The sequence below is a fragment of the Acinetobacter schindleri genome, assembly GCF_010918895.1.
Lineage (GTDB): Bacteria > Pseudomonadota > Gammaproteobacteria > Pseudomonadales > Moraxellaceae > Acinetobacter > Acinetobacter schindleri.
This window is the reverse complement of record NZ_CP044483.1, coordinates 1,345,217-1,371,558: the sequence shown is the minus strand read 5'-3', so window position 1 is coordinate 1,371,558 and position 26,342 is coordinate 1,345,217. Positions and strand designations below refer to the sequence as shown.

32 protein-coding genes are annotated in these 26,342 nt (G+C 42.7%); 14 read left to right on the top strand and 18 right to left on the bottom strand.

The window, feature by feature from the left end; translation table 11 throughout:
* Window positions 1-2: 2 nt before the first annotated feature.
* Window positions 3-326: a hypothetical protein gene (locus tag FSC11_RS06695; RefSeq protein WP_004815854.1), complete on the bottom strand. Its 324-nt coding sequence runs from the start codon at window positions 324-326 to the stop codon at window positions 3-5.
* Between the two features lie 111 nt (window positions 327-437).
* Window positions 438-797: a hypothetical protein gene (locus FSC11_RS06690; RefSeq protein ID WP_004815853.1), complete on the bottom strand. Its 360-nt coding sequence runs from the start codon at window positions 795-797 to the stop codon at window positions 438-440.
* 219 nt (window positions 798-1,016) lie between these two features.
* On the opposite strand from FSC11_RS06690, the gene FSC11_RS06685 reads away from it, so the two are divergent.
* From FSC11_RS06685 to FSC11_RS06675, 3 genes are all read left to right on the top strand, one after another.
* Window positions 1,017-1,250 (top strand): SEL1-like repeat protein, encoded by a 234-nt coding sequence (locus tag FSC11_RS06685; protein ID WP_004815850.1) that lies wholly within the window; start codon window positions 1,017-1,019, stop codon window positions 1,248-1,250.
* Window positions 1,251-1,400: 150 nt separating this feature from the next.
* A complete protein-coding gene (locus tag FSC11_RS06680) occupies window positions 1,401-1,784 on the top strand; it encodes a DUF2750 domain-containing protein (RefSeq protein WP_008304198.1) in 384 nt (127 codons plus the stop codon).
* 87 nt (window positions 1,785-1,871) lie between these two features.
* On the top strand, window positions 1,872-2,303 hold the full coding sequence (locus FSC11_RS06675) for a CBS domain-containing protein (RefSeq protein WP_163165860.1): 432 nt from the start codon (window positions 1,872-1,874) through the stop codon (window positions 2,301-2,303).
* Between the two features lie 107 nt (window positions 2,304-2,410).
* Here FSC11_RS06675 and trpB read toward each other — a convergent pair whose 3' ends face one another.
* The 9 genes from trpB to FSC11_RS06630 all read right to left on the bottom strand — a co-directional run bounded on the left by trpB (window position 2,411) and on the right by FSC11_RS06630 (window position 10,148).
* A complete protein-coding gene (gene trpB, locus FSC11_RS06670) occupies window positions 2,411-3,619 on the bottom strand; it encodes a tryptophan synthase subunit beta (protein WP_163165857.1) in 1,209 nt (402 codons plus the stop codon).
* A gap of 108 nt (window positions 3,620-3,727) precedes the next feature.
* Window positions 3,728-4,915: a vWA domain-containing protein gene (locus FSC11_RS06665; RefSeq protein WP_163165855.1), complete on the bottom strand. Its 1,188-nt coding sequence runs from the start codon at window positions 4,913-4,915 to the stop codon at window positions 3,728-3,730.
* A 13-nt stretch (window positions 4,916-4,928) separates the two neighbouring features.
* The gene (locus FSC11_RS06660; protein ID WP_004815840.1) at window positions 4,929-5,780 is read right to left on the bottom strand and encodes an AAA family ATPase; all 852 of its coding nucleotides are present in this window, start codon (window positions 5,778-5,780) and stop codon (window positions 4,929-4,931) included.
* Window positions 5,781-5,801: 21 nt separating this feature from the next.
* Window positions 5,802-6,185, bottom strand: coding sequence for a hypothetical protein (locus FSC11_RS06655; RefSeq protein ID WP_004815838.1), 384 nt, complete (start codon window positions 6,183-6,185; stop codon window positions 5,802-5,804).
* 21 nt (window positions 6,186-6,206) lie between these two features.
* A complete protein-coding gene (locus FSC11_RS06650; RefSeq protein ID WP_026056700.1) occupies window positions 6,207-6,512 on the bottom strand; it encodes a YcgL domain-containing protein in 306 nt (101 codons plus the stop codon).
* A gap of 151 nt (window positions 6,513-6,663) precedes the next feature.
* A complete protein-coding gene (locus FSC11_RS06645; protein WP_163165853.1) occupies window positions 6,664-7,806 on the bottom strand; it encodes a ribonuclease D in 1,143 nt (380 codons plus the stop codon).
* 191 nt (window positions 7,807-7,997) lie between these two features.
* Window positions 7,998-8,594 (bottom strand): recombination mediator RecR, encoded by a 597-nt coding sequence (gene recR / locus FSC11_RS06640; RefSeq protein WP_163165851.1) that lies wholly within the window; start codon window positions 8,592-8,594, stop codon window positions 7,998-8,000.
* Window positions 8,595-8,607: 13 nt separating this feature from the next.
* Window positions 8,608-8,937 carry a YbaB/EbfC family nucleoid-associated protein gene (locus FSC11_RS06635; protein ID WP_004815831.1) on the bottom strand — a complete coding sequence of 110 codons (330 nt, stop codon included), beginning with the start codon at window positions 8,935-8,937 and terminating at the stop codon, window positions 8,608-8,610.
* A 29-nt stretch (window positions 8,938-8,966) separates the two neighbouring features.
* Complete coding sequence (locus FSC11_RS06630; RefSeq protein ID WP_163165849.1) at window positions 8,967-10,148, bottom strand: O-succinylhomoserine sulfhydrylase; 1,182 nt, start codon at window positions 10,146-10,148, stop codon at window positions 8,967-8,969.
* Between the two features lie 143 nt (window positions 10,149-10,291).
* Between FSC11_RS06630 and FSC11_RS06625 the strand changes: the two genes are divergently transcribed.
* The 11 genes from FSC11_RS06625 (at window position 10,292) to yddG (ending at window position 19,385) form a co-directional block, all read left to right on the top strand.
* Window positions 10,292-11,389 carry an alpha/beta fold hydrolase gene (locus FSC11_RS06625; protein WP_005222359.1) on the top strand — a complete coding sequence of 366 codons (1,098 nt, stop codon included), beginning with the start codon at window positions 10,292-10,294 and terminating at the stop codon, window positions 11,387-11,389.
* Window positions 11,390-11,444: 55 nt separating this feature from the next.
* Window positions 11,445-12,317: an NAD(P)-dependent oxidoreductase gene (locus FSC11_RS06620; protein WP_004893085.1), complete on the top strand. Its 873-nt coding sequence runs from the start codon at window positions 11,445-11,447 to the stop codon at window positions 12,315-12,317.
* Window positions 12,318-12,426: 109 nt separating this feature from the next.
* Window positions 12,427-12,669, top strand: a complete 243-nt coding sequence (locus FSC11_RS06615) for a YARHG domain-containing protein (RefSeq protein WP_372510725.1) — start codon at window positions 12,427-12,429, stop codon at window positions 12,667-12,669.
* 31 nt (window positions 12,670-12,700) lie between these two features.
* Complete coding sequence (locus FSC11_RS06610; RefSeq protein WP_071320013.1) at window positions 12,701-13,114, top strand: HIT family protein; 414 nt, start codon at window positions 12,701-12,703, stop codon at window positions 13,112-13,114.
* A gap of 315 nt (window positions 13,115-13,429) precedes the next feature.
* A complete protein-coding gene (locus tag FSC11_RS06605) occupies window positions 13,430-14,509 on the top strand; it encodes a porin (protein ID WP_163165847.1) in 1,080 nt (359 codons plus the stop codon).
* Window positions 14,510-14,964: 455 nt separating this feature from the next.
* A complete protein-coding gene (gene cydP / locus FSC11_RS06600; protein ID WP_004893080.1) occupies window positions 14,965-15,156 on the top strand; it encodes a cytochrome oxidase putative small subunit CydP in 192 nt (63 codons plus the stop codon).
* On the top strand, window positions 15,156-16,781 hold the full coding sequence (locus tag FSC11_RS06595) for a cytochrome ubiquinol oxidase subunit I (protein ID WP_163165845.1): 1,626 nt from the start codon (window positions 15,156-15,158) through the stop codon (window positions 16,779-16,781). The genes cydP and FSC11_RS06595 overlap by 1 nt, the downstream gene beginning before the upstream one ends.
* Window positions 16,778-17,923: a cytochrome d ubiquinol oxidase subunit II gene (cydB, locus tag FSC11_RS06590; protein WP_004815815.1), complete on the top strand. Its 1,146-nt coding sequence runs from the start codon at window positions 16,778-16,780 to the stop codon at window positions 17,921-17,923. Before FSC11_RS06595 ends, cydB begins: the two co-directional genes overlap by 4 nt.
* Before the next feature lie 25 nt (window positions 17,924-17,948).
* Complete coding sequence (gene cydX / locus FSC11_RS06585; protein WP_004278713.1) at window positions 17,949-18,050, top strand: cytochrome bd-I oxidase subunit CydX; 102 nt, start codon at window positions 17,949-17,951, stop codon at window positions 18,048-18,050.
* Window positions 18,051-18,053: 3 nt separating this feature from the next.
* Complete coding sequence (locus FSC11_RS06580) at window positions 18,054-18,356, top strand: cyd operon YbgE family protein (RefSeq protein WP_163165843.1); 303 nt, start codon at window positions 18,054-18,056, stop codon at window positions 18,354-18,356.
* A 144-nt stretch (window positions 18,357-18,500) separates the two neighbouring features.
* Window positions 18,501-19,385, top strand: a complete 885-nt coding sequence (gene yddG, locus FSC11_RS06575) for an aromatic amino acid DMT transporter YddG (RefSeq protein WP_163165841.1) — start codon at window positions 18,501-18,503, stop codon at window positions 19,383-19,385.
* 107 nt (window positions 19,386-19,492) lie between these two features.
* Here yddG and FSC11_RS06570 read toward each other — a convergent pair whose 3' ends face one another.
* The 7 genes from FSC11_RS06570 to FSC11_RS06540 all read right to left on the bottom strand — a co-directional run bounded on the left by FSC11_RS06570 (window position 19,493) and on the right by FSC11_RS06540 (window position 26,164).
* Window positions 19,493-19,834 carry a hypothetical protein gene (locus FSC11_RS06570; protein ID WP_163165839.1) on the bottom strand — a complete coding sequence of 114 codons (342 nt, stop codon included), beginning with the start codon at window positions 19,832-19,834 and terminating at the stop codon, window positions 19,493-19,495.
* Between the two features lie 127 nt (window positions 19,835-19,961).
* The gene (rodA, locus tag FSC11_RS06565; protein WP_163165837.1) at window positions 19,962-21,098 is read right to left on the bottom strand and encodes a rod shape-determining protein RodA; all 1,137 of its coding nucleotides are present in this window, start codon (window positions 21,096-21,098) and stop codon (window positions 19,962-19,964) included.
* 101 nt (window positions 21,099-21,199) lie between these two features.
* A complete protein-coding gene (gene ispD, locus FSC11_RS06560) occupies window positions 21,200-21,913 on the bottom strand; it encodes a 2-C-methyl-D-erythritol 4-phosphate cytidylyltransferase (protein WP_163165835.1) in 714 nt (237 codons plus the stop codon).
* Complete coding sequence (locus FSC11_RS06555; protein WP_004815804.1) at window positions 21,882-22,268, bottom strand: septum formation initiator family protein; 387 nt, start codon at window positions 22,266-22,268, stop codon at window positions 21,882-21,884. The genes ispD and FSC11_RS06555 overlap by 32 nt, the downstream gene beginning before the upstream one ends.
* A gap of 13 nt (window positions 22,269-22,281) precedes the next feature.
* Window positions 22,282-23,571: a phosphopyruvate hydratase gene (gene eno / locus FSC11_RS06550; protein WP_004893069.1), complete on the bottom strand. Its 1,290-nt coding sequence runs from the start codon at window positions 23,569-23,571 to the stop codon at window positions 22,282-22,284.
* 64 nt (window positions 23,572-23,635) lie between these two features.
* Window positions 23,636-24,493 carry a 3-deoxy-8-phosphooctulonate synthase gene (kdsA, locus tag FSC11_RS06545; protein ID WP_076753679.1) on the bottom strand — a complete coding sequence of 286 codons (858 nt, stop codon included), beginning with the start codon at window positions 24,491-24,493 and terminating at the stop codon, window positions 23,636-23,638.
* 9 nt (window positions 24,494-24,502) lie between these two features.
* Entirely contained in the window at window positions 24,503-26,164 is a 1,662-nt protein-coding gene (locus tag FSC11_RS06540; RefSeq protein WP_163165833.1) for a CTP synthase, read from the bottom strand.
* Window positions 26,165-26,342 lie beyond the last annotated feature (178 nt).

The window sequence follows — 26,342 nt, the reverse complement described above, 5'->3', positions numbered from 1 at the left end:
TTTTAAGGCTGATCCGCTTTTACTGCAGGTAGCTGGTGTGCACGGACTGATTCCTGCTGGTATGCCTGCATCAGTTTAAGATATTGTCCACGATAAACCGCTGGCCGCTCAAGCAAGGCTATAGCCATATCTTGCGTTTGTGGTAACTGTTGCTGTATGGAAAGTTGCTGAATTTGTTCAGATTGAACCGTAGTGACAGGACGATAAAGTGCAATACTTGCCAGCACCATAATAAATAAAAAAATAAAAATAAAAACGCTGTTATAAATTTGCTCCAGCGTTAATTTGGACAGAAATATCCTGATTTTTTCTACGTCAATAGCCATACACTACCTCTAATTCAAAGTAGTGTATGGCTGCATTGCAATAAGTTCAAGTAATCAACCGGAAATTCGCCTGATTTGCAGACGGCTTACTTTAGTTGAGTATTGCCTGTTCTATTTAAATAAAGCGATAAAAACGGTACTTCCCAGCATACCCGCAGTAATTGCCAGAATCAGGAAGATAGCAAACTTGCTCAGCCCAGACTCTGCACTGGCTGGGTGTAGGCGGTCGGGATCGGCAAGACGTACCAGTTCTGAATTATAAAGTTTGTAGAATTGTTCACGCTGATTCTCGTCTAGCTGACGGGTAAAATCATAGACTGCTTTACGCTGTGCCAGACTATATTCCCCTAGATGGATTTCTTTATGGAAAATAGCTGCATCTAATTTTTTCCGGTGCAGTTGCGCCAATGCCATTACTTGGCCAGCTGTCGGGGGAATATCAAAATCAATTCCATCTAATGTGCGCGACATGTTATTCTCCTTGTTGTTAGCTTAATAGTTACTTCTTATAGTAATAAAAAATATATTTGATGATAGTTTAATCATGTAAACTACATAACAAAAATAAAATTCGATGAAATAATTGACTTTTCACCCATTCTGTAATATTAGTTTAACATTACCCAGTTATATTTGTAGTTAGACTAAAAAGTCTATCCGTAATCATAATTAAAATTAAGGAGTTTTTATATGATTCAACAATTCTCTCCACATGAACTTGAACATCTGTATGCTGAAGCTGTGAATACAATCCAGTCACAAATGAATTTTTCAGATGCTGTCAAACAACTTGAAGATGCTGCACGTGCAGGCCATGGTAAAGCGGCGCTTTTTTTAGCTGAACTTTATTATCAAGGTTTCCGTGTCGAGCGCGACTCAATGAAAGCCCAATACTGGCAAAACATGGCCACCATGCAAGCCTAAAAAAACGTCACCCCGGTGGCGTTTTTTTATATTTACAATATTACTTATACATGATGAAGCATTAACATAACGATTTCTTGCAAAGCTGAAACAGTAATTTCATATAGTTTTCTTAAAATGACAGCGTTGTTCTACGATAGCTTGATCATAATGAAAATGCCAAATATTAAAGATATCCAACCACTGCCTAAAGACCTTGCGGTCAAAATCACCATCCTGAAATCGATGATGTACTGCGGGGTACTTTGGGGACTGTTCCATGAAGGCTGGGGCATGATGCGCGATCAGGATGAAACCCTGTTCCCGTTCTGGCTTAATTCATCTCATGCGGCAAATTACGCCAAAAAGAACTGGCCAAATTATACTCCGCGCAAAATCACGCCTGAGGATTTTGAGCGGGCACTGTTACCCACCTTGCATCGTCTGAATGTCACTCCTGTCCTGGTACGTGGCAGTGGCAAACAAATTAAGCTGACAATTGGACAGGTGCGTCATTTCTTTTTTTCAGGACAAGGGCTGCACTTCGCTGCATAACATGTTATTTATAGAGTCAGTACAGCAATTACCTGAAGATAAACAGCTTAAACTTCAGGATAAATAATAACAGCTAAGGACTTAATAATGACGAATGTAGCGCAAGTACTCAAAGACAAGCCCTCTCAAGAAATCTATACCATTCATCCAGAAGCAACGGTTCTTGAAGCCATTACTTTAATGGCAGATAAAGATATCGGTGCGATTGTAGTGGTCGAAGAAGATAAAGTGATCGGAATTCTTTCCGAGCGTGATTACACTCGAAAGATTGTGCTGATGGAACGTACTTCCTTTGATACGACTGTCAGCCAGATCATGACTTCTAATGTAATCACGGTAGATTGCCACACTTCTGTGCCGGACTGTCTCAGCTTAATGACCAATAAACATTTGCGTCATTTACCAGTGGTAGAAGCAGGAAAACTGGTGGGATTGGCTTCAATTGGTGACTTAGTTAAAGCAGCCATGAATGATCAGCAAATTTTGATTGATCAACTACAACAATATATTTCGGGTTAAATATTAATTCAAAAAGCCATTTTGTAATGACATTAGATTGACAAAGAAATGATAAACATAAAAAACCGCTCAATTTGAGCGGTTTTTCATTTACAGATATAGCTAGATTAGTTGAGACCTAACTTTTCAGCCACATAGTCAGAGTCTTTATCACCACGACCTGACAGATTCACAACAATTTTCACATCTTCTGGCAATTTACCTGCTTCACGAATCGCCCAAGCCACAGCATGTGAACTTTCCAGTGCAGGCACAATACCTTCTACACGTGATAAAGTCATAAAGGCATCCAGACATTCCTGATCTGTTGCCGTCGTATATTCCACACGACCCAAATCTTTAAGCAGACTATGCTGCGGACCGACACCCGGATAATCCAGACCAGATGCAATTGAATGCACTGGTAAAGGTTCACCCTGCTCATCTTCTAATACATAACATGCCATACCATGAATCTGACTGGGCTTACCTAAAGTCAGGGTTGCAGAGTGTTTGTCAGTATCCAGACCATGACCTGCCGGCTCCACACCCACCAGTTTTACTTCTGGTTCATTTAAAAACGCGGTGAATGCGCCCACTGCATTGGAACCGCCCCCTACACAAGCTACGATATAATCCGGGTTTGCACCAAAACGATTATTACTTTGTACCTTGATTTCGTCCCCAATGATCGACTGGAAATCACGCACCATCATTGGAAATGGATGCGGCCCTACTACCGAGCCGATTGCATAAATGTAGTTTTTCGGGTCTTTTAAATATTCTTCAAAGGCACTATCTACCGCATCTTTCAAGGTAGCCGTACCACGAGTGACTGAAATAAGTTTGGCACCGAGAATTTTCATTTTCACCACATTTGGGTGTTCTTTCTCGATATCCACCTGCCCCATATGAATTTCACATGGAATACCAACCAATGCACACGCCGTTGCCAAAGCAACTCCATGTTGCCCGGCACCTGTTTCAGCAATCACTTTGGTTTTACCCATGTATTTTGCTAACAGCGCCTCACCCAGACAGTGATTGATTTTGTGTGCACCTGTGTGGTTTAGATCTTCACGTTTTAGGTAGATCTGCGCCCCACCGAGTTGATCAGATAGACGTTTGGCATGAAATAATGGACTCGGACGACCAACATAGTTTGCAAACAGGTCTTTTAATTCATTCTGAAACTCAGCAGTTTGACGAATTTCCTGATAGGCAACATTAATATCATCCATTGCCTGTTTTAGATCTGGCGGAATAAACTGACCGCCGTAGTTCCCAAAAAAACCCTCTTCATTTGGCAATGCAATACCATTAATTTGATGATCCATAGCGATCCTTAACAATCTGGACTAAATTTATAAAAACTACTTTATATTAAAATGTTTTGTTTTAAAGGACTAATAACTATAAATAAAGTCATCAATAGATAAATGGAATCAGCGCGCCAGATATTTGGTCATATCTTCAATGCCTTTTAGGGTCATTGGATACATATGCTTTTCAAAGATCTGCTGGATCAATCCGATGGTCTGCGTATAGTGCCAGTAACGCTCTTCTTCCGGATTCAGCCAAGCGGTTTTTTCAAAATGCTGACGCAGACGCTGTAACCAGACCTGTCCTGCTTCATCATTCATATATTCCACCGAGCCTCCCACTGAATGCAGCTCATATGGCGCCATACTGGCATCACCAACCACGATTACTCGATAATCGCGACCATAAGTATTCAGCAGATCCCAGGTATTCATACGGGTACTGGAACGACGAAAATTATCTTTCCAGACATAGTCATACAGACAGTTATGGAAATAAAAATATTCCAAAGTCTTAAACTCAGTTTTGGCAGCACTAAACAGTTTCTCACACTGGGCAATGTGTGCATCCATGGAGCCGCCAACATCAAATAGCATGAGTACTTTGATGCGATTACGGCGTTCCGGCACCAATTGCACATCCAGAATGCCCTGCTTGGCTGTTTCACGAATGGTACTGTCAATATCCAGTTCTTCAGCAGCACCCTGACGGGCAAACTTACGCAGGCGACGCAGTGCCAACTGCATCTGACGGCTACCCAAAATTTGGTCATCATCCAGATTACGGTATTGACGCTGTTCCCAGACTTTGACTGCTGAACGCTTACGCCCCGGCCCGCCAATACGCACACCTTCAGGATGATCGCCATAGGCACCAAAAGGTGAAGTGCCGCCAGTACCAATCATTTTATTGCCGCCCTGATGTTTTTTATGCTGCTCGCGCAAGCGCTCTTCCAGCATTTTCATCAGTTCTTCTAGTGAACCGGCTTTTTTCAGCTCTTCACGCTGTTCTGGTGTCAGATGCTTTTCCAATAGTTCCAGATCAAACCAGTCTTTGGGCAGCTTATGCACCTGATTCAGCAATTCATCCAGATCGAAAGTGGCGATCCCATCAAAATAGTCTTTCATGGCACGATCGAACTTATCGAAATAGCGCTCGTCTTTGACCATGACGGTTTTGGCCAGCTGATAGAACTCGTCCTGATCGGCAAAGACCAGTCCTGCGGCAACTGCCTGATTCAGATCAATCAGCTCACGGGTCGATACCGGTACGCCGTATTTGCGTAAGGTATAAAACAGTCGCACGAACATGCGTGTTTCTCCCTTAACGGCGTGACATGAATGCTAGGCGTTCAAGCAGCTGGACATCCTGCTCGTTTTTGATCAGCGCACCATACAGCGGTGGAATGGCTTTAGATTTATCGGCATTACGCAATACATCTTCTGGCATATCATCTGCCATTAACAGACTTAACCAGTCAATTAATTCGGAAGTTGAAGGTGGTTTTTTCAGGCCCGGAACCTGACGTAATTTAAAGAATACTTGCAATGCCTCATTTACCAAGGTTGCTGAAATATTCTCGAAATGCACATCAATGATGTCACGCATGGTTGCTTCATCAGGAAATTCGATGTAATGGAAAAAACAGCGGCGCAGGAAAGCATCCGGCAATTCCTTTTCATTATTTGAGGTGATGATGACAATTGGACGCTGTTTTGCAGTAATAGTTTCGCCTGTTTCATACACAAAGAACGACATCTTATCGAGCTCATGTAACAGGTCATTTGGGAATTCAATATCTGCCTTGTCGATTTCATCAATCAGCAATACACAGCGCTCTTCACTGCTAAATGCTTCCCACAGTTTTCCTGGCTTGATGTAGTTTTTGATGTCATAGACACGGTCATCACCCAATTGGCTGTCACGCAGACGCGATACTGCATCATATTCGTAAAGGCCTTGCTGGGCTTTGGTGGTGGACTTGATGTGCCAGGTGATGAGTTTCATTCCCAGGCTTTCAGCCACCTGTTCTGCCAGCAGGGTTTTACCTGTGCCCGGCTCGCCTTTGACCAGCAGCGGTTTTTGTAAACTGCGTGCGGCTTTGACAGCCAATTTTAAACTATCAGTTGCAATATACTGACTTGTACCAGAAAACTGTTGATGATCCACAGACATGATTTAACCTTATTTTTTTATTTACAGTGGTGAAGTTTTTTTGTTTACAGCAATCTTTGCTTTATTTGTTACATAGCTTGACCAGCAATAGCCGATCAGTGAAGCAATACCAATCACAAACAGAATGAGTGAGGCATTGATCCAGACCAGTTCTTGTTCCTTAGTCAATACACCAAATATCAGTCCGAAAATCGCTGGGGCTAATGAGGCATTCGGGCCTTCGGATACTGTCGGCGTTAGCAGGATGGCAAACACTAAAATCCAGAGAAAGCCACCTGCCGGTTTTGGCAGGCGCTTAGTCACGCCATACCAGCACAACAGTGCAATTATACTGCCTATCAGGTATACCGCGATGGCAATCGATTCTTCAGGAATTGAATCTAATACAGTTACATAACCATTCATTCCACAACTCCTGAATAAATATTAAGCACCACGAAGACCTTCTGGTTCTACAGCATTCGGGTTAATCAAACCTTCAGGCGGCATTTGTAGGAAGAAACCACGGGTTTCAATCGAGTCGATCACGTGCAGCACATTAGCCCGTGCCAGCTTGCGGGTTTCGCTCAGTTCAAGATGCATGACAAAAGTCGCACGACCAAATGCTACGCGGACAGCTTCGCCCAGTACGTGAAGTGGATCGAAAGTTTCAGCTTCATTTTCTTCAGCTGGACGAGCCACATAAAGGTACATTTCATCCTTTTTGCTCGATTTGTAGATAGACACTTGCATGATTTTGATTTAGACAACAATTTAGAAAAATCAGTTGCAAGGATACCTTAAAACGTCACCTGAGGCATTAGCCATAATTAACGCATCAGTCGTGATTTTGTATAATTGCTCTTTCTTTAATCAGTTTTGCAGTTAAGTTTCTATCCAGGCTTTAGTCAACAACTTTCATCTGTCTAGAAAGATAGGATTCATCCTGACGTAGCAGTTCAACCAGGGGCTTGGTCAGATGGTCATAACGCCAGCCAAGTAAAAATTCCGGCAAATCCTGTTCATCATTATGGAAAACAACATGCTGGTACAACGCATTCATCCATTTTTTGCGCATCAGGACTTCTTTCGGGATGGAGGTTTCATCTACGACATTTTGAATGATGGCATCAATTTTTGTACCGACTTCACTTGAAGAATGACGGATAGGACGTGCCAGACGTAATGGCCACTCTGATTGATCTGGCAAGAATTTCAGCAGATCCAGAATCATCTTGCCATGATCACGAATAATATTGGCACGCAGATCTTTCACAGTGCTGAGCTGGAACATATTCTTAGGGTTCTTTTCCACCAGATTAATCATGGTCGAGTTTTTCATGATGAAACTGCGCGGAATATTCAGTGCCTTGGCAATCTGCTCACGCCATACTGCAAGCTGCTGTAGCTGCATCAGCTGACGGCGTGAATGACGATAATTACCAACATCCTGATATAACAAGGCTGTTGGTGTTTCCTCACCAATTTCCCGAGTCATGAAGCGGCAATCTTCCAGTGCCAAGTCTAACAGGTGCTTTTGTTTCAACTCCTGCTTGATCTGATCACCCAAGTGCACCAGATAATGCACATCATTGGCTGCATACAACAATTGTTCATGACTTAAAGGACGTGCCAACCAGTTTGAACGGGTTTGATCTTTTTCAATTTCTACATCCAGCATCTGCTTCAAGGCATTCTGATAGCTGACCTGCAAACCATGCCCCAGAAACGCCATCCCTACTTGGGTATCAAAAACATTACTTAGAGATTTTTGCTGGGTATAGTGATAGATCAGATCAATGTCTTCTCCACAGGCATGGAAAATGTTCTGTTGTGCTGCAAAGAGACGCTTGAAGAACTCGGTCAGATCCAGCGTTGTGCCGTCGAGCAGATAGACATTGCCACAGACATTAATCTGGAACACACCAAGTTTCGGCCATAAAGTATCGACCTTGATGAACTCTGTATCCAAAGCATAAACCGAGCTTTGATCCATTTGTGCAAGTACTTGATCGAGTCCAGCTTGATCTTGAATAAATTGAAACATAAATGACTGAATCAGCGTAATGTGGATGTCCGAATATAGTTATCTTAACTTATATTTATAATATTTATGATAAAAAAATAAACATTTAGCTATAAAATTTCGCAATAACAATATCGATAAATTAAATGAATATTCTTGTATTTTTTCTAACTTGCTCTTCTCTTTAGTAAAACGCATGCAGAGAAACAGGTTTATTTCATCCGCATGCGGTTATGTACAGCTTGGCTTAAGGTATGGCTGTCTACATATTCCAGTTCACCACCTTGTGGTACACCTTGGGCAATCCGGGTAATCTGAATCGGTAAATGCTTGCTGGCTTCCATGAGGTAGTGCGCAGTCGCCTGTCCTTCTACAGTTGCATTCGTAGCCAGAATCACTTCACGAATCTGACCTCTGTTTAAACGCTCGAGTAGATATGGAATCCCAATTTCTTCAGGCCCAATTCCATCTAGTGGTGACAAATGTCCACCCAATACATGGTATTTACCACGAAAACTGCCACTCTGCTCAATAGCCATCACATCCGCTGGTGATTCCACCACACAAAGCAGCTCATCATCACGTTCAGTTGAGGTGCAGATATTACAGACTTCATCTTCAGTGAGTGAATGACAGATTGAACATTCATGAATATAGTTGGTCGCTTCAGTCAATGCATGTGCCAGACCAATCGCACCTTCACGGTTTTTCATGATCAGATGCAATGCCATACGCTGAGCCGATTTCGGCCCAACGCTTGGCAAGATGCGTAATGCTTGAACCAGTTGATCAAAACGATCACTAAACATTGCGCAAATTTCCTTAGAACAGGCCAGCCAGACCTGGAGGTAAGCCCATGCCCTGGTTTGCAGACTTCATACGTTCTTCTGAAATTGCTTCAGCTTGGCGTGCCGCATCATTCATTGCAGCCGCGATCAGATCTTCAATCATATCCGGATCATCCTGTAGAAGTTCTGGATCGATCTGAATGCGTTTTACCACATTACGTGCAGTCATCGTTACTTTTACCAGACCACCACCCGCTTCAGCATGAACCTCTACCAGCGCAAGCTCTTCTTTGGCTTTTTTCAGGTTGGTTTCTACTTCCTTTTGCATGCGCTGAGCTTGCTGCATCAACATGTTAATGTTCATAAAAATCTCCGAACATAAATTTATAAAAATTAGATTAGATCTAAACCGCGTGTAATGTCACGGATAATATCATCAATATCTTCCAAACCAACAGAAACACGAATTAAACCTTCACGAATACCTGCGGCTTCTTTTGCTTCAGGTGAAAGTTTGCCATGCGTTGTCGTTGCCGGGTGAGTAATCGTTGATTTCGCATCACCCAGGTTACCCGTGATGGAAATAAACTGAGTATTGTCGATGACTTTCCAGGCACCTTCACGACCACCTTTCACTTCAAATGATACGATACCACCGAAGCCGGTTTGCTGCTTTGCCGCCAGCTCATGACCTACATGCTCAGGCAGACCTGCGTAGTACACTTTTTCTACTTTTGGATGTGCATTTAAGTATTCAGCCAGTTTCTGTGCACTTGCGGAGTGTTCACGCATACGCAGACGTAAGGTTTCCAGACCTTTCAGGAACACCCAGGCATTGAACGGACTCATAGATGGACCTGTGGTACGCACATAACCGAAGATTTCTTCAAGCAATTTGTGATTACCGACAACTGCACCACCCAATGCACGACCCTGACCATCCAGGTACTTCGTAGCTGAATATACAACGAGGTCAGCACCAAATTTGATTGGTTGTTGTAATACAGGTGTACAGAAGCTGTTATCAATTGCCAGTAATGCATCATGAGCATGTGCAAGATCTGAAAGCGCCTGAATATCAGCCACTTCAGCCAGTGGGTTTGACGGAGATTCTACAAAGAATAGTTTCGTTTCGGGCTTGATTGCATTTTTCCAGGCATCGACATCGGTCAAGTCCACAAAATCAACTGCCACACCGAACTTGCCTACATATTTTTCAAACAGAGAAACTGTAGAACCAAATACTGCACGTGAACAGATCACATGGTCGCCTGCTTTCAAAAAGGCTATTGCCACTGCCATAATCGCAGCCATACCCGAACTGGTCGCTACGGCGCGCTCAGCACCTTCAAGCGCAGCCAGACGTTTTTCAAACATTGCTACCGTAGGATTGGTAAAGCGTGAGTAAATATTGCCAGGTTCCTGACCTGAGAATTTTGCTGCCGCTTCGGCCGCATTTTCATAGACGAAAGAAGATGTCAGGAAGATCGGTTCTCCGTGCTCACCCTCAAAGCTACGTGTATGACCTGTACGGATGGCTAAAGTATCTAATTGATAATCGTCTTGTTGGCTCATCGCTCTAATTCAGCCCTGGCGGACTGCCTGTTGTAAAAAATTGCCAACATTTTGAGCGCCTATGCTATTTCAGGTCAAGGCATAATAAGCAATTATTGCCTAGACTTCGATCACTCCCTACCGCACACGGACAATTTATCTTTATGATTCAGTTAAAACAAAATCTGCAACGTCAACAGAAAAAACTCAAGCACCTGCGTGCGCGGTTTTTCAACAGCTCCTCACTGGTGCTGTCTCAAAAAACCCCGTTTGAGTACATCAAGGAAACTGAATTATATAAAGTCCGGCATTATCCAGCACCTGAAAGAAAGTTTAAGGAACCTTTGGTATTTGTTGCGCCGCTGGCGATTAACATGGGTATTTATGATCTGTATCCCTACCGTTCATTAGTAAAGCATTTCCAGCATAGCGGTTTTGAAGTATACCTGGTGGAATGGAACCGTTTCAGCTTCAAACACAAAGAGCTGAATTTTCTGTCCTTTATCGATCAATCCATTCCAGATGCCATAGAGCATATTTGCGAACATGCAGACAGTCCCTATATTTCCCTGCATGGCTGGAGTATGGCAGGTGTCTTTGTCACCCTATATACTGCGCTACACTCTCCAGAGCATGTGAAAAACCTGATGGTAATGGGCAGTCCAATTGACAGCTATGCCTCTGGCCGCATCGGTAAACTGTTTGAAACTACCAATAAACTGATTTCACAAAATCCAGCCCTGCGAAATACCGTACATAAGGGATTAATCCCCAAACACTATATTCATACGCCAGGTATTTTGAATGCCTTAGGCTTTAAACTGCTGGATCCTGTGGGCTGGTTTAAAAGTCAGAAACAGTTTTTGCTGAATCTGGAAAAACCCGACTATGTCTATGAACACGCCACCATGGGTCATTTCCTGAATAAAATGATCGATTACCCGGGTGGAATCAATCAGGATATGGTGCTGCACCTGTGGTTACAGAATCCTCTTAAAGATGGTTCGATTAATCTGCATGGCAATAAGATTGATTTAAAAAATATTTCCTGCTCACTCATGGTCGGTGCTGGTTTGACGGATCAGATTGTTACCCGAGAAGCTGCAGAACCACTCACCCAGCTGACCAGCAGCAAAGATATTACTTTTACCCTGATTCCAGGTGGACACCTTGGTTTAATGTCAAATCAAAAGACAGCCAACACTTTTTGGCCTAAACTAACCACCTGGCTTGAGCAGCGTTCTACTCGACTAGCGCAATAATTCGAGAGATGCCTTCAAGCTTATAATTTTTAATTAAAAGATTTTGAGGGTTATCATGATTCAATCAGTTGCATTTCTTGGCTTGGGTGCTATGGGCTATCGCATGGCTGCGCATTTACCAAAGCATTTTGATACGGTCTATGTCTGGAACCGTACTGCTACCAAGGCAGAGCAGCATGCAACTGAATATGGTACACAGGCAGCAAGTCTGGAACAGGCCATCCAGGCAGATATAATCTTCTCCTGCTTACCCACCAGTGCTGATGTTGAAGCTTTAGTCCAAGGTCTGGAATTAAAAGCAGGCAGTATCTGGGTCGACTGCACCAGTGGTGTACCTGATGCCGCTCGTCGTCTGGAAGAAACTTTAGCAGATCAAGGCGTGATTTTTCTGGATGCACCCGTCAGCGGTCAGACGATCGGTGCTGAAAATGGCACTTTAACTGTTATGATTGGTGGTAGTGCAGCAGGTTTTGAACAAGCCCTTCCCGCGATTCAGGCTTTCGGCAAGCTGATCAAACATGTTGGTGAATCTGGCGCGGGCTTTGCAGTGAAAGCAGTCAATAATATGTTAATGGCTGTAAACCTGTGTGCAGTTGCAGAAGGCTTTATGACGCTGAAAGCGCATGGTGTAAGTTTGAATGAAGCACTGGAATGTATTAATGCATCAAGCGGTAAAAGTAACGTAACTGAGACCGTGATGCCGCAGCGTATTTTAAACCGCAGTTTCCCGCTTACCTTTGCATTACCGCTACTTGCCAAAGATACAGGGATTGCGGTAGATCTGGTTCGTGATGCCAAGCTGTCTGCACCATTGCTATCGCTAACCCAGAACCTGATTCAGGCAGCTAACCTTCAGGCAGAAGAAAATAGTGACTTTTCTGCTGCAATAAAAATGTATGAATCATGGAGTAAAATTACTATTGAGTAATATATCGCCATTGAATCGTGAGAACAAAACCCAATATTGTGTTTAGGTATAGACACATGATTCAACACCAGAGGAAACCCGCATGAAAAAATTGACTGTTGCGACAGTGATGAGTTTTGCAGCATTGCTAGGGGCTTCAACTTCAGTTTTAGCTTCTGAACAAGAATGCAAAAAACTGAAAAATGATCATGATGTGATTTATGCTTCCAAGGGCTTCTGTTTTAAAGATCCAGATGCCAAAGCAAAGTATGGCAATGACAATTGCTACACAACCAAGCCAAAATTTTCAGAAAAAGAGCAACAACGTCTTGACGCGATCAAAGATCGTCAGAAAGAATTGAACTGTAAATAATTTAATTCAATGACGTTCAAGGAATGCCCTCATGACTTACGATGATCAAAATATTTTTGCACGAATTCTGCGCGGTGAACTGCCTGCAATCAAGGTGTATGAAGACGATCAGGTTCTTGCATTTATGGACATCATGCCTCAGGCAGACGGTCATACTTTGGTCATCCCTAAATCGCCTGCGGTGACACTACTTGATCTGGATCCTGAAGTGGCTGCATATACCATTCAGATCGTACAAAAGATTGCCAAAGCCATTGAAAAAGGCCTAGGTGTAGAGGGTATCGTGCTGATGCAATTATCAGGTACCGCAGCGGGTCAGACCGTACCCCATGTACATTTCCATCTGGTTCCTACCTCTTTGCACAATCTGGGCAAACATGCCTTGGTCATGGGTGATCAGGAGAAAATCAAGGCGCTAGCTGAGAAAATCAAAGCAGCGTTATAATGCTAGATTAAACCGATATAGAAATGGAGCTTTGGCTCCATTTTTTTTACCACCCAAAAATCAAAAATATTAATCTTTATGAAAGCCGATAAAAAAAACAATTTAATATATTGATTAATAATAACTTTCTTAAAGTAAAACATATACTATTCATATTTTTACATAACGAAACATTTAATATATTTGAAATATTTCCTTAATCTTATTGTCTTATTTGTAATCGATACTTAGCACCAATACAGGACGGTAGCAAAATTTAACAAAGCTACCACAACATCCTTGTTAGGACCAAAACAAGTCTTATTGGAGCTACACATGAAAAAAACTCTTTGCGCATTGGCAGTTGGGGCAACAATTTTAACACCAGTAATGGCAGCTGCTGCTGACGTTAAAGTATATGGTCGTGCACACGTTTCTCTGGATTATCTGGATGACGGCAAGGACTATAATGAGGTGGCTTTATCCTCAAACTCATCACGCTTAGGCTTTAAAGTCGATCACAAGATTAATGAAGATCTGACTGCATTCGCTCAGATCGAACAGCAAATCAACTTTTCTAGCGGATCGGATGATAGTGAGGATTCTATAAACTTCTCTACCCGAGATACTTATGTCGGAGTCAAAGGTAACTTTGGTCAAGTTAAAATGGGCCGTTTTGACAGCCCATTTAAAGCGGCACGTGGTCCGGCAAACTTCTTTGGTGACCAGGTCGGCGACTTGCGTAATATCACTCGTGCTTACAATCACCGCTTCGATGAACGTAACCCGAATACAATTGAGTATAAAACACCAAAATTTGGTGGTGGTTTCACTGCAACAGCAGCCTTATCTTTACATGATGGTACGATGATCAGCAATGATACGACTGAGGATAGTAATGAAAAATCTCAAGCATATGACCTAGGTTTAAATTATAACGCGGGTAACTGGGATGTCGCGGCTGCTTATGAGCATTATGCAGAAGATGTGAGCCGCGGTGAACGAGATGGTATTCGTTTAGCAGCAGCTTATAAATTAACGCCTGAACTGAATGTGGGCGCACTTTACCAGTTTACTGCACTGGATGATGGCAGTGGCACCAATGCGGATGCTAATGTTTTCGGTGTAGGCGCGGAATATAAACTAACAGATAAAAATACATTACGCGGTCACGTTTTCCACCGTGATATTGATACAGCTGATGCTAACTCAACCTTACTTGCATTGGGCTTAGAGCATCGCCTAGATAAACAGTTCCGCGTTTATGGCAACCTGGCAGCCATGCTGAATGATGACGCTGCTAACCTGACCCCTTGGTCACAAGCACGTAGTAATAAAGCAGGTTCATCCCAAGGTGTAAATGCAGCAGGTGAAACTGCAATGGGCTTGTCTGTAGGTATGCGTTACGACTTCTAAGCTCTACTCTCCTCCAAAAGCTTAAAAAGAACATGCTGCATGTATGTTCTTTTTTTGCCTGCTTTTTCTCAATAATAAGAATCCACCTCACCTTTAGATTCCACGAAATACCCTTCTCGTTTTAATCCCTAAAATTTTAATCTATTCTCATTTTCAATAAAAATATAATAAACCAAGTAAAATAATCAAGATTTAAAATATTATTTTTTTCTTAATCCAACCATTTTAATAGGATATTAATTTTTAAATATAAGTAAAAAAGTCGGATTTAAAAATAATTATGTTTACACAAAATAATCACAAATATTTTGATTATTCTTTAAAAAACTATAATTTTAATTATTTAATATTCAAATAGTTATAAATATATGTTTATTTAAACTGTTTAGTCTATTTATTTTTTATCATATTAGATTAATAATAAATTAACACGTTATAAAGACAGGCTTATTTACATGAGCTTAGTTCCAGAAAATCTAAATCAAAAAGTTGTAAGAGAGATCACTTTGATTTTAATCATCAAGGTCATTCTACTACTGACAATCAAACATATCTGGTTTGATGCGCCTACGATTCCCAAAAATTTTGACTCTCAAGTTGCCGAGCGTATTGCCGGCAGTCCTTCCCAAATCAAGGAGACACGTTGATGATTGCTGAAAGCGTGGTCGATCTTTCGCGGTTCCAGTTTGCTATGACTGCGATGTATCATTTTATTTTCGTTCCGTTGACCTTAGGCCTGGCCTTTATCCTGGCCATTATGGAAACCACTTATGTGATTTCCGGTAAGGAAATTTATCGGGACATGACCAAATTCTGGGGGAAACTCTTCGGGATTAACTTTGCACTCGGGGTAACTACCGGTCTGACCATGGAATTCCAGTTTGGTACCAACTGGGCCTACTATTCGCACTATGTAGGTGATATCTTTGGTGCACCACTAGCGATTGAAGGCTTAATGGCTTTCTTCCTGGAATCTACTTTCATTGGCCTGTTCTTCTTTGGATGGGATCGTCTGTCTAAGGTTCAGCATCTCTGTGTAACCTGGTTAGTGGCACTCGGCTCCAACATGTCTGCATTGTGGATTCTGGTTGCCAATGGCTGGATGCAAAACCCGGTGGGTTCTAAATTCAACTATGAAACCATGCGTATGGAACTGGTTGATTTTGGTGCACTGATCTTTAACCCGGTCGCTCAAGTAAAATTTGTTCACACTGTTTCTGCAGGTTATGTAACAGGTGCGATTTTCGTTCTGGCAATCTCAAGCTTCTATCTGCTAAAAAAACGTGACTTGCCTTTTGCCCGCCGTTCTTTCGCTATTGCTGCAGTTTTTGGTCTGGCCTCTACACTTTCAGTGATTTTACTAGGTGATGAATCTGGCTACGAAATTGGTGATGTACAAAAGACTAAACTGGCTGCGATTGAAGCAGAATGGGAAACAGAACCAGCCCCAGCTGCATTCACTTTGTTTGGTTTCCCAAATCAGGAAACCATGCGTACAGATTATGCAGTCAAAATTCCTTATGTCATGGGGATCATTGCAACCCGTTCAATAGATACTCCAGTGATAGGGATCAAGGACCTGCTGGTTGAACATGAAGATCGTATCCGCAACGGTATGCTGGCATACGAACAGCTTGAAAAATTACGTGCAGGCGATCAATCTCCTGAAGTAAAAGCAGCATTTGAAAATACCCAAAAAGATCTTGGTTATGGTCTGCTTCTGAAAAAATACACTCCAAATGTCGTCGATGCTTCTGACGAACACATCAAAGCTGCTGCCAAAGACACTATTCCACATGTACCAAGTCTGTTCTGGGCATTCCGTGCCATGGTAGGTTCTGGCTTCCTGATGTTGCTGCTGTTCGTATTAGCGACTTTTGCTGTAGCGAAACGCAATGCTGAAAACAAACCTTGGTTATTAAAATTTGCCCTGTTTGCTTTACCACTGCCTTGGATTGCTGCACAAACTGGCTGGTATGTGGCTGAAGTAGGTCGTCAACCCTGGACCATTGGTGAAGTATTACCTACCCACCTGTCTGCATCTACTTTAAGCACAGGCGATGTTATGGGTTCAATCCTGGCACTGGCAGCGTTCTACACAGTATTACTGATCATTGAAATGTACCTGATGATCAAGTTCGCTCGCCTGGGACCAAGCTCATTACATACTGGCAAATACCATTTCGAAAAACCTAATTCTCAAGTAACTGCCGAGCAAGAAGACGCAGCTGCAGCTCTTCCAGAAGGTGCAACTGGCGAGGTGAAATCATGATTGAATATGAACTGCTCAAAATTATCTGGTGGGTATTGGTTGGCGTTTTGCTGATTGGCTTTGCACTGACTGATGGCTTCGATATGGGCTCAATGGCGATCATGCCATTTGTAGGTAAAAATGATCAGGAACGTCGTGCGGCAATCAATACAATTGCCCCACACTGGGATGGTAACCAAGTCTGGTTCATCACTGCAGGTGGTGCCCTGTTTGCAGCATGGCCAATGGTCTATGCTACTGCTTTCTCTGGCATGTACTGGGCGCTACTGTTAGTACTATTTGCACTGTTCCTGCGACCTGTCGGCTTTGACTACCGCTCCAAGTTGGAAAATACCAAATGGCGTAATTCCTGGGACTGGGGCCTAGCTGTTGGCGGTGCGGTTCCTGCATTAGTCTTCGGTGTCGCTTTCGGCAACATGTTCCTGGGCGTACCATTCACTCTAGATGAAACTGTTCGTTCAACTTATTCCGGCAGTTTCTTCGCTCTTCTGAATCCGTTTGCTTTAGTGTGCGGTATTGTAAGCTTGTCTATGTTGTGCGCACACGGTGGCGCTTGGTTAATGCTGCGTACTGATGGTGCATTACGTGAACGTTCTGCTCAAGCAACCAAAATTATGGGACTGGTTTATCTGGTGACTTTCCTTGCTGCTGGCGCATGGTTATATTTCGGCGGTATTCAAGGTTATACACTGGTGACTCCATATGACACCAATGGTGTTGCAAATCCACTGGCTAAAGAAGTACTGATCAATAGCAACCCTGGCTGGATGAATAACTATACAACTTATCCAATTACCATGATTGCGCCAATTATGGGTATCCTTGGCGGTATTATTGTCGTGCTGGCTGCATCTAAAGCCAAAGCAGGCCTGAGCTTCCTAGGTTCATCTATGGCGGTGATCGGTGCAATCCTGACTGCCGGTTTTGCCCTGTTCCCATTCTTAATGCCATCTAGCATTAACCCTGTTGCCAGCTTGACCATGTGGGATGCAGTATCCAGTAAAAATACCTTGACGGTAATGACTGTCGCTGCATGTATCTTTGTTCCAATTATCCTGCTTTACACCACTTGGTGTTACTACAAGATGTGGGGCGTAATCACCAACAAACACATTCAAGAGAATTCACACAGCCTGTACTAAGACTGTGTCCTAAGGAGACGAAATTATGTGGTATTTTGCATGGATTCTAGGGGTACTTATGGCGTGTTTTGCCAGTGTGATTGCTGCAATTTACATGGAACAGCACCAAGACCTGGATGAGGAATAAATCATGACTGAAGCTGCGCTAGAGAAACCCGTTATAGACAAGAAACCCAACAAATTTGCGATGGTGATTTCCTGCCTGCTGGCATTTCCACTCGCAGCGGTGTTACTGGTACATCCAGCTGCGATGCTGGATGACAATGGTGCATATAGTCATCGAGCCATGATGTTTATTATGATTGGTATTTCTGGAGGCTTTGTTCATGGTATAGGCTTTATGCCACGCCACTGGTTCTGGAAATGGCTCTTTAGTCCATTTTTAGCATGGCCTTTAATGATCTGGGGCTATTACACCTGGTTCATCGCCTGAGCATTCAAACAAAATTTAAGCTCTTTTCGGAGAGCTTAAATTTGATAAATACAAGATCTTTACTCTCATATTTTTAAAAAGAACAATGATATTTTTATCAATTTTGGCCTAAACTATCTTCTAAATTTATCCTGAACAAGAGTAATGAACTCAAACAAAGCGACATTGATTGGTCTTACGGCAGTTTTCTTATGGAGTCTCATTGTTGCTCTCATCAAAGAAGTCAGTCATTACTTTGGACCGATCGGGGGAGCTGCGTTAATCTATTCATGCGCCTCGATTATTCTATTGTTCTCATTTGGCTGGACACATCTGAAAGAATTCCCCCTTAAATATCTGATTTGGGGAAGCCTGCTTTTTGTGGCTTATGAAATTTGTCTTGCCCTGTCTATAGGTTATTCAAGCAATAACAGACAAGCCATAGAAATCGGAATGGTGAATTATCTGTGGCCGACAGCCACGATTCTATTTTCAATTATTTTTAACAGGCAGAAAGCCAATTTTCTTATCTTTCCCGGGATATGTTTATCTGTGGCAGGGATCTGTCTGGTGCTTGGTGGTGAAGCTGGATTTAGCTTTAGAACAATGCTGTCCAATATACAGGCCAATCCACTGAGTTATGGACTGGCTTTAACCGGTGTCTTTCTATGGGCTGCCTATTGTACCCTGACTGCTCGTGCTGCCAATGGTAAAAATGGTATTACCTTATTCTTTATTTGGGTGTCGATTGTACTATGGACCCAATGGATTTTCTCTGCTGAGCCCATACCGAATTTCGAATTGAATTCCAGCATTTATCTGGTATTAGCTGCTTTTGCAATGGGCATTGGCTATGGGGCATGGAATATCGGGATTATGCATGGAAATGTGACTGTATTGGCAACAGCTTCATACTTTATCCCGGTTTTTTCTTCTGTGGTTTCAGCATTGATTTTGAGCACACAATTAACCTTCAGCTTCTGGAAAGGTGCATTGATGGTGTGTTTTGGTTCACTGCTTTGCTGGATGGCGACTAAAGCAAAATCATAGACCGGAAAAAACCAACCAATGCAAAGCCTAACTTTTAATCAAATAAAAATGCCATTTTAAAAGCGTCTTTAGAGCCTTTGTGAACCGTATAGGTAGAATTCACTCCCCTACCGTTTTAGGCACCCCGTTTCATAAGTAGTACCCAAATCAATGAAGGACTGATTAAAGCTTGTATCCAATGAACGAATAAATTGTAGTTCATCCTTGGCTTCAGCCAGCTGCAGATTTTGTTCGGAAAACTGCTTAAGTTGTTTTAGACCTCTAGAATATTCACATGCTTTAGCAATCATAATTGTTGGATGCTCACGACGATCCACCGACACATTGAGTGCAGCCTGTTTTAACTCTAATGCATCATAATGCTGCTTAACTTGAGATTTAAATTCCGCTGAACTCAATGGCTTTGCCCATACAGTTGCTGACAATCCTACAAGTCCAATCACCAACATTAACCTCTTCATCTCGTCCCCAATATGCAAATATAGTTGTTTATGTAAGTTATTGAATATTTATAACATAAAATCTCAAGCAATAAAAAAGCCAGAATAAATCTGGCTTTTTCTTTTCTTCTATTATTTAGCGATGGGTATGGATTGACATCACAATACCCATACCGGCGAGCAAAGAAATCACAGCGGTTCCGCCATAACTCATCAGTGGTAATGGATCGCCTGTCACTGGAAGGATACCACTCACCATGCCTGAGTTCAGGAATACGAAAAAGAAAAAGGTTAGACCTGTAGCACCCGCATATAGACGGCCAAAGTTATGAAAGCTGTTCATTCCGATCATCAGGCAACGAATAATAATAGCGGCAAACAGACTAAATAATAAAAATACACCGATAAAGCCAAATTCTTCGGCATAAGTCGACATAATAAAGTCAGTATGATGCTCTGGCAGATAACCCAGATGTGACTGTGTCCCTTGCGAATAACCTTTGCCAGTCATTCCTCCAGAACCAATGGCGATTTTAGACTGGATAATATTCCAGCCTGCACCGAGTGCATCTGATTCAGGATCAAATAGCGTCAGGACACGTTTTTTCTGATATTCCTGTAACAGGAACATCCACATTAATGGTGCGACCACAGCTAATGCTGCCATTGCACCGCCAATCAAGCGCCAGGACATACCACTCAAAAATAAAACAAAGATCCCCGGAATCACCAGCCCGATATTCAAGTCAGGCTGCAATGCCACAAGCACAAATGGAATACCCAGTAAAATCAAGGCACCAACAATATGCATAAACTTCGGTGGAAATGGTTTGCGGGCAAAGTACCAAGCCATCATCAGTGGCATGGCAAATTTCATCACTTCACTCGGCTGCATACTTCCCACGCCCGGCAAAGTAATCCAGCGTGTTGCTCCGAGTCGTCTTTCACCAATCACAAAGACCAGCAGCAGCATAAAAATCCCGAAGGCATAAAAATACGGGCTTGCGGCTTGATACACTTTTGGCGGAACCTGCGCACAGATAAACATCACCACAAAACCGACACCAAAACTGATCGCCTGACGGATCACCATGCCTGAGTTTTCAGAGGTCGCACTATAAACTACCATCAACCCCAAGGCAGCATTCAGTAACAGGAAGCATAGCAACCACGGGTCCAGATGTAGCTTGGTCCATCTTGAGGAATCGTGTTTTATACTCAATCCATCACGTGCGGATTGTCGTAAAAAACGATACTGCTGTGAAGGTATCATTGTGACAAAAGGTTCAAAACTAACAATGGCGAAATTATAAGTGAAAGCAGCGGAGAATTGATCGCCAGTGCTCTATTTATTATGTATTTCTTCAAATAAATTTAGGCTTGTGCTGCCAGAATCAGACGAGCCAGTTCTAGGTCATCCGGATAGGTAATTTTGAGATTATCAGATCGCCCCTGTACCACACGTACGGTTTCACCTACATGCTCAAGTGCACTGGCTTCATCGGTAATATTGGCACCATCTTGTAATGCCTGTTCAATGGCACGTTTTAACCGGCCCAGTTTGGCCATTTGTGGTGTTTGTGCCTGCCAGAGAGTCGAACGGTCTACAGTAGTTTCGATATCCTGACCTTGTACGACGCGCTTTAAGGTATCGCGGACTGGAATTGCCAAAATAGCAGCTTGATCAGTTTCAGTCGCCGTATTGACCAGATCAATCAATGCATTTTGACTGACACATGGACGTGCCGCATCATGTACCAATACCCAATCTTCTTCTGAAGTGATTTCAGTTAGGTAAGCTAAGGCATTGAGGACAGAATTGACCCGCTCTGTACCGCCGGCACAAAAATGGGCTTTATCCTGATTGGAAAATGGCAAGGTTATAGCAACATCATCCTGACTACCGATCGCCAGCACATAACCGGTCAGCGGAAGTTGATTCAGACGTGCAACCGTATGTTCAAGAACAGTACGCTCCTGAATCATTTGATATTGCTTTAGTTCTGTTTTAGAGAATCTGCTACCCGAACCTGCAGCTGGAATGATAGCCCATAATTTATGGTGTGCTTGAATTTTCAGCTGACTCATTGGTACGCAGGTCTACTTTAGAATTTTGATCGAGATAAATCGGTTTATATTGGGTACTGATAGTACTCATCTGCACAAAAGTTTCATGCGGCTTAATTAAACCCAGATCCAGACGTGCATGTTCTTCAATGGCTTGATCACCATTTTTCAGATCATAAACTTCAGCTGCCAGCACACGGTTGCGCTCTTTCAGCTCTTCATTCAGTTCTACTTGTTGTTGTATTTTCTGTGTCAGTGCCTGATGGTCTTGATAACCACCCTCACCAAACCAGTATAAATATTGAAACCCTGCGATCACAAGGATCGCAAGGCCCAACAGTACTTTACTCATCAAAGAGTCGAATACATTTAACATCAACGATAATCGCTTAGTTCAAACCTTTGAATTCAGCTTTACCGCGATATGCAGCATTAGTCAATTCTTCGATACGAAGTAATTGATTATATTTCGCTACACGGTCAGAACGGCAAAGTGAACCAGTCTTGATTTGACCTGCTGCTGTACCTACTGCAAGATCCGCAATAGTTGAATCTTCAGTTTCACCTGAACGGTGAGAAATTACAGTAGAGTAACCGTTTGCTTTTGCAAGGTAGATTGCATCTAAAGTTTCAGTCAAAGTACCGATCTGGTTGTACTTGATTAGAATAGAGTTACCTACTTTCTCATTGATACCACGTTGCAGAATCTTAGGATTCGTAACGAACAGGTCATCACCAACCAGCTGGATCTTGTCACCCAGAATCGAAGTCAGGTAAGACCAGCCTTCCCAGTCAGATTCATCCAGACCATCTTCAATCGAGATAATCGGGTACTGATTTACCAGACCTGCAAGGTAGTCAGAGAACTGGTTGCTTGTGAATGCTTTATTACCTTCACCTGCAAGAATGTACTGACCATCTTTGTAGAATTCTGAAGACGCACAGTCAAGCGCAAGCATAATGTCAGAACCAGCTTTGTAGCCAGTTTTTTCAATTGCTTCAAGAATAACAGTGATCGCTTCTTCGTTTGAACGTAAGTTCGGAGCAAAACCGCCTTCATCACCAACAGCAGTATTTAAACCCTGTTTTTTAAGTACTGATTTAAGTGAATGGAAGATTTCAGCGCCAGCGCGAAGTGCTTCAGAGAATGAAGTGAAACCTACAGGCTCAATCATGAACTCTTGAATGTCAACGTTGTTGTCCGCATGTGAACCACCATTCAGGATGTTCATCATTGGAACAGGCATTGTCAGAATGCTGTTGTTACGAAGGTCTGCGATGTATTGGAAAAGTGGGATTTTCTTTTCTTCAGCCGCAGCACGTGCAGCAGCAAGCGAAACTGCCAGAGTTGCGTTTGCACCTAGTTTTTCTTTGTTTTCAGTACCATCTAAAGCGATCATCGTGTTATCGATGTCTTTTTGTTCAAATACTGATTTACCAACCAAAGCTTCACGGATCAAAGTGTTTACGTTGTTAACCGCAGTTTTAACACCTTTACCCAGGTAACGTGCCTTGTCGCCATCACGAAGTTCTAAAGCTTCACGAGAACCAGTTGAAGCACCAGATGGTGCACATGCACGGCCAACTACGCCAGATGCTAAGATAACGTCTGCTTCGATGGTTGGATTACCACGAGAGTCCAAAATTTCACGTGCACGAATGTCAACGATTTGACTCATGAACTATTCCTCAGTTGATTAATAAAAATGATGCGTCAAAAAAGACGCATCAATGTGTATTGAATTAATGTGTATCTAGCTTTGCGAAACCTTTGACCAAGGTATCTAATTCTTTCAGCTGCGCCAGGAAAGGCTCAAGCTGTGACAGGCGCAATGCGCAAGGACCATCGCACTTGGCTTTTTCCGGATCCGGATGTGCTTCCAGGAACAGGCCTGCCAGTCCGGTTGCCATACCCGCGCGTGCAAGTGTCGTGATCTGGGCACGACGACCACCAGCAGAGTCAGCACGACCGCCTGGCGTTTGAAGCGCATGGGTAACGTCAAAGAACACCGGTACATTCATTTCTTTCATGATGTCGAAGCCCAGCATGTCTACAACCAAATTATTATAGCCAAATGCTGAACCACGTTCACAAAGAATCAGTTTGTCATTCCCGGCTTCCAGACACTTGTGCAGAATGTGGCGCATTTCATGTGGAGCAAGGAACTGCGCTTTCTTGATGTTAATAATAGCATCGGTTTTTGCCATTGCTTCAACCAGATCAGTCTGACGACTTAAGAAAGCTGGCAACTGAATAATGTCGGCAACTTCTGCCACAGGAGCTGCTTGATACGGCTCATGTACATCGGTAATGATCGGCACATTAAAGTGTTTTTTAATGTCCGCTAACCACTCGAGACCTTTTTCCAGACCTGGGCCACGGAAAGAGTTCAAACTTGAACGGTTGGCTTTATCAAAACTTGCCTTGAATACGTATGGGATTCCCAAACGTTTACAGATATCTACATAAGTTTCTGCAATTTCAAAAGCCAGGTCTTTGGACTCGAGTACGTTCATCCCGCCGAATAGTACAAATGGCAAATGATTTGCCATTTGTATATCGCCTAAACGTACAATCTCTTGTGGTTTTAATTGCGACATTTAAACTTCCTAGTTGTGTCCTGAAACCAATTGTTGTGCTTTTTGATGCTGTTTTTTTGCAGCGTCGATGAAGCCAGCAAATAATGGATGACCATCACGTGGTGAACTTGTAAATTCCGGGTGGAATTGTACCGCAATAAACCAAGGATGTTCAGGAATTTCAACAGTTTCTACTAAATGTTGGATCGGTGAATAACCAGAAATCTTCATGCCTTTCTCTTCCAGCACTGGGATATAACGGTTGTTCATTTCGTAACGGTGACGGTGACGTTCGATGATTTCATCAGAACCGTACACAGCAGCAGTCTTGGTCCCTGGTACCAGTTCAGACTTCTGTGCACCTAGACGCATTGTACCGCCAAGGTCAGAATCCACAGAACGCTGTTGCACTTCACCACGCTCATCTAACCATTCAGTGATCAGACCAATCAATGGAGCTTTGGTTGAACGGTTGAATTCAGTCGATGTTGCGTCAGCAATACCGGCAACATTACGTGCATATTCAATTACTGCCAACTGCATACCCAAACAGATACCCAGGAACGGTATGCCATTTTCACGGGCATATTTAATTGCCTGCATCTTGCCTTCAGTACCACGTTCACCGAAACCACCTGGAACCAGGATCGCATCAGCATCTTTCAGTACTTCGTTTACATCCTGACTTTCAAGCTCTTCAGCATTAACATAGTCGATCTGAACTTTAACGCGGTTTTGAATCCCTGCGTGTAAAAGTGCCTCATTCACAGATTTATATGCATCTGGAAGTTCAACGTATTTACCGACCATTGCAACACGTACGGTGTATTCAGGATTCAGTAAAGCTTCTACAACGTTATCCCAATCTGTTAAGTCAGCTTCAGGAAGGTCGTTATAACCAAAACGTTCACAGATTAAATCGTCAACATTTTGTTCATAGAAAGTACGTGGGATCTGATAAATCGTACGCGCATCTTTACATACGACAACTGCACGTGCTTCAACGTTAGTGAACAGTGCAATTTTACGCGTAGTATCTGCATCAACATCGTGTTCAGTACGACAGATCAGAATGTCTGGCTGAATACCAATCGACAGAAGTTCTTTAACAGAATGCTGTGTTGGTTTGGTTTTTAATTCTGCTGCAGACTTAATGTATGGGAGTAACGTTAAGTGCATAAGCATCGTGCGCTTGTGACCAAGTTCAACCATTAACTGACGTACAGATTCCATGAATGGGAGAGATTCAATGTCACCTACTGTACCGCCGATCTCAACGATCGCAACGTCATAACCTTCACCAGCGCGAAGTACACGTTCTTTAATATTATCAGTAATGTGTGGAATAACTTGCACAGTACCACCCAGGTAGTCACCACGGCGTTCTTTATTCAGAACATCCTGGTAAACACGACCTGATGTGAAGTTATTCAGTTTGGTCATTTTCGCACGACGTAAGAAACGTTCGTAGTAACCCAAGTCTAAGTCTGTTTCAGCACCGTCTTCTGTAACAAAAACTTCACCATGTTGGAATGGGCTCATGGTCCCCGGATCGACATTAATGTATGGATCCATTTTTACCATGGTCACTTTTAAACCACGGGCTTCTAAAAGTGCAGCAACAGAAGCAGCTGAAATACCTTTACCTAGTGATGATACAACACCACCAGTAACGAAAATAAAATGGGTCATTGGGTTTCTCGTACAATCGAGCCTAAATAGGCCTGCAATGTTGCGCAATTTTACTTTACCTTGCACCTAGAAAGCAAAGTCAATCCGCATCAATTCAAAGAACAATAAACAATTGACTATTCTAGCAGCATTTCCGATAAAAAATTAGAGTAAGTTCAGATCATTTCTATCTGCTAAT

What these genes read in the sequence shown, in the direction of transcription:
- FSC11_RS06695 (WP_004815854.1), bottom strand. Translation starts at nt 326, where the DNA reads ATGGCTATTGACGTAGAAAAAATCAGGATATTTCTGTCCAAATTAACG.
- FSC11_RS06690 (WP_004815853.1), bottom strand. Translation starts at nt 797, where the DNA reads ATGTCGCGCACATTAGATGGAATTGATTTTGATATTCCCCCGACAGCT.
- FSC11_RS06685 (WP_004815850.1), top strand. Translation starts at nt 1,017, where the DNA reads ATGATTCAACAATTCTCTCCACATGAACTTGAACATCTGTATGCTGAA.
- FSC11_RS06680 (WP_008304198.1), top strand. Translation starts at nt 1,401, where the DNA reads ATGAAAATGCCAAATATTAAAGATATCCAACCACTGCCTAAAGACCTT.
- FSC11_RS06675 (WP_163165860.1), top strand. Translation starts at nt 1,872, where the DNA reads ATGACGAATGTAGCGCAAGTACTCAAAGACAAGCCCTCTCAAGAAATC.
- trpB (WP_163165857.1), bottom strand. Translation starts at nt 3,619, where the DNA reads ATGGATCATCAAATTAATGGTATTGCATTGCCAAATGAAGAGGGTTTT.
- FSC11_RS06665 (WP_163165855.1), bottom strand. Translation starts at nt 4,915, where the DNA reads ATGTTCGTGCGACTGTTTTATACCTTACGCAAATACGGCGTACCGGTA.
- FSC11_RS06660 (WP_004815840.1), bottom strand. Translation starts at nt 5,780, where the DNA reads ATGTCTGTGGATCATCAACAGTTTTCTGGTACAAGTCAGTATATTGCA.
- FSC11_RS06655 (WP_004815838.1), bottom strand. Translation starts at nt 6,185, where the DNA reads ATGAATGGTTATGTAACTGTATTAGATTCAATTCCTGAAGAATCGATT.
- FSC11_RS06650 (WP_026056700.1), bottom strand. Translation starts at nt 6,512, where the DNA reads ATGCAAGTGTCTATCTACAAATCGAGCAAAAAGGATGAAATGTACCTT.
- FSC11_RS06645 (WP_163165853.1), bottom strand. Translation starts at nt 7,806, where the DNA reads ATGTTTCAATTTATTCAAGATCAAGCTGGACTCGATCAAGTACTTGCA.
- recR (WP_163165851.1), bottom strand. Translation starts at nt 8,594, where the DNA reads ATGTTTAGTGATCGTTTTGATCAACTGGTTCAAGCATTACGCATCTTG.
- FSC11_RS06635 (WP_004815831.1), bottom strand. Translation starts at nt 8,937, where the DNA reads ATGAACATTAACATGTTGATGCAGCAAGCTCAGCGCATGCAAAAGGAA.
- FSC11_RS06630 (WP_163165849.1), bottom strand. Translation starts at nt 10,148, where the DNA reads ATGAGCCAACAAGACGATTATCAATTAGATACTTTAGCCATCCGTACA.
- FSC11_RS06625 (WP_005222359.1), top strand. Translation starts at nt 10,292, where the DNA reads ATGATTCAGTTAAAACAAAATCTGCAACGTCAACAGAAAAAACTCAAG.
- FSC11_RS06620 (WP_004893085.1), top strand. Translation starts at nt 11,445, where the DNA reads ATGATTCAATCAGTTGCATTTCTTGGCTTGGGTGCTATGGGCTATCGC.
- FSC11_RS06615 (WP_372510725.1), top strand. Translation starts at nt 12,427, where the DNA reads ATGAGTTTTGCAGCATTGCTAGGGGCTTCAACTTCAGTTTTAGCTTCT.
- FSC11_RS06610 (WP_071320013.1), top strand. Translation starts at nt 12,701, where the DNA reads ATGACTTACGATGATCAAAATATTTTTGCACGAATTCTGCGCGGTGAA.
- FSC11_RS06605 (WP_163165847.1), top strand. Translation starts at nt 13,430, where the DNA reads ATGAAAAAAACTCTTTGCGCATTGGCAGTTGGGGCAACAATTTTAACA.
- cydP (WP_004893080.1), top strand. Translation starts at nt 14,965, where the DNA reads ATGAGCTTAGTTCCAGAAAATCTAAATCAAAAAGTTGTAAGAGAGATC.
- FSC11_RS06595 (WP_163165845.1), top strand. Translation starts at nt 15,156, where the DNA reads ATGATTGCTGAAAGCGTGGTCGATCTTTCGCGGTTCCAGTTTGCTATG.
- cydB (WP_004815815.1), top strand. Translation starts at nt 16,778, where the DNA reads ATGATTGAATATGAACTGCTCAAAATTATCTGGTGGGTATTGGTTGGC.
- cydX (WP_004278713.1), top strand. Translation starts at nt 17,949, where the DNA reads ATGTGGTATTTTGCATGGATTCTAGGGGTACTTATGGCGTGTTTTGCC.
- FSC11_RS06580 (WP_163165843.1), top strand. Translation starts at nt 18,054, where the DNA reads ATGACTGAAGCTGCGCTAGAGAAACCCGTTATAGACAAGAAACCCAAC.
- yddG (WP_163165841.1), top strand. Translation starts at nt 18,501, where the DNA reads ATGAACTCAAACAAAGCGACATTGATTGGTCTTACGGCAGTTTTCTTA.
- FSC11_RS06570 (WP_163165839.1), bottom strand. Translation starts at nt 19,834, where the DNA reads ATGTTGGTGATTGGACTTGTAGGATTGTCAGCAACTGTATGGGCAAAG.
- rodA (WP_163165837.1), bottom strand. Translation starts at nt 21,098, where the DNA reads ATGATACCTTCACAGCAGTATCGTTTTTTACGACAATCCGCACGTGAT.
- ispD (WP_163165835.1), bottom strand. Translation starts at nt 21,913, where the DNA reads ATGAGTCAGCTGAAAATTCAAGCACACCATAAATTATGGGCTATCATT.
- FSC11_RS06555 (WP_004815804.1), bottom strand. Translation starts at nt 22,268, where the DNA reads ATGTTAAATGTATTCGACTCTTTGATGAGTAAAGTACTGTTGGGCCTT.
- eno (WP_004893069.1), bottom strand. Translation starts at nt 23,571, where the DNA reads ATGAGTCAAATCGTTGACATTCGTGCACGTGAAATTTTGGACTCTCGT.
- kdsA (WP_076753679.1), bottom strand. Translation starts at nt 24,493, where the DNA reads ATGTCGCAATTAAAACCACAAGAGATTGTACGTTTAGGCGATATACAA.
- FSC11_RS06540 (WP_163165833.1), bottom strand. Translation starts at nt 26,164, where the DNA reads ATGACCCATTTTATTTTCGTTACTGGTGGTGTTGTATCATCACTAGGT.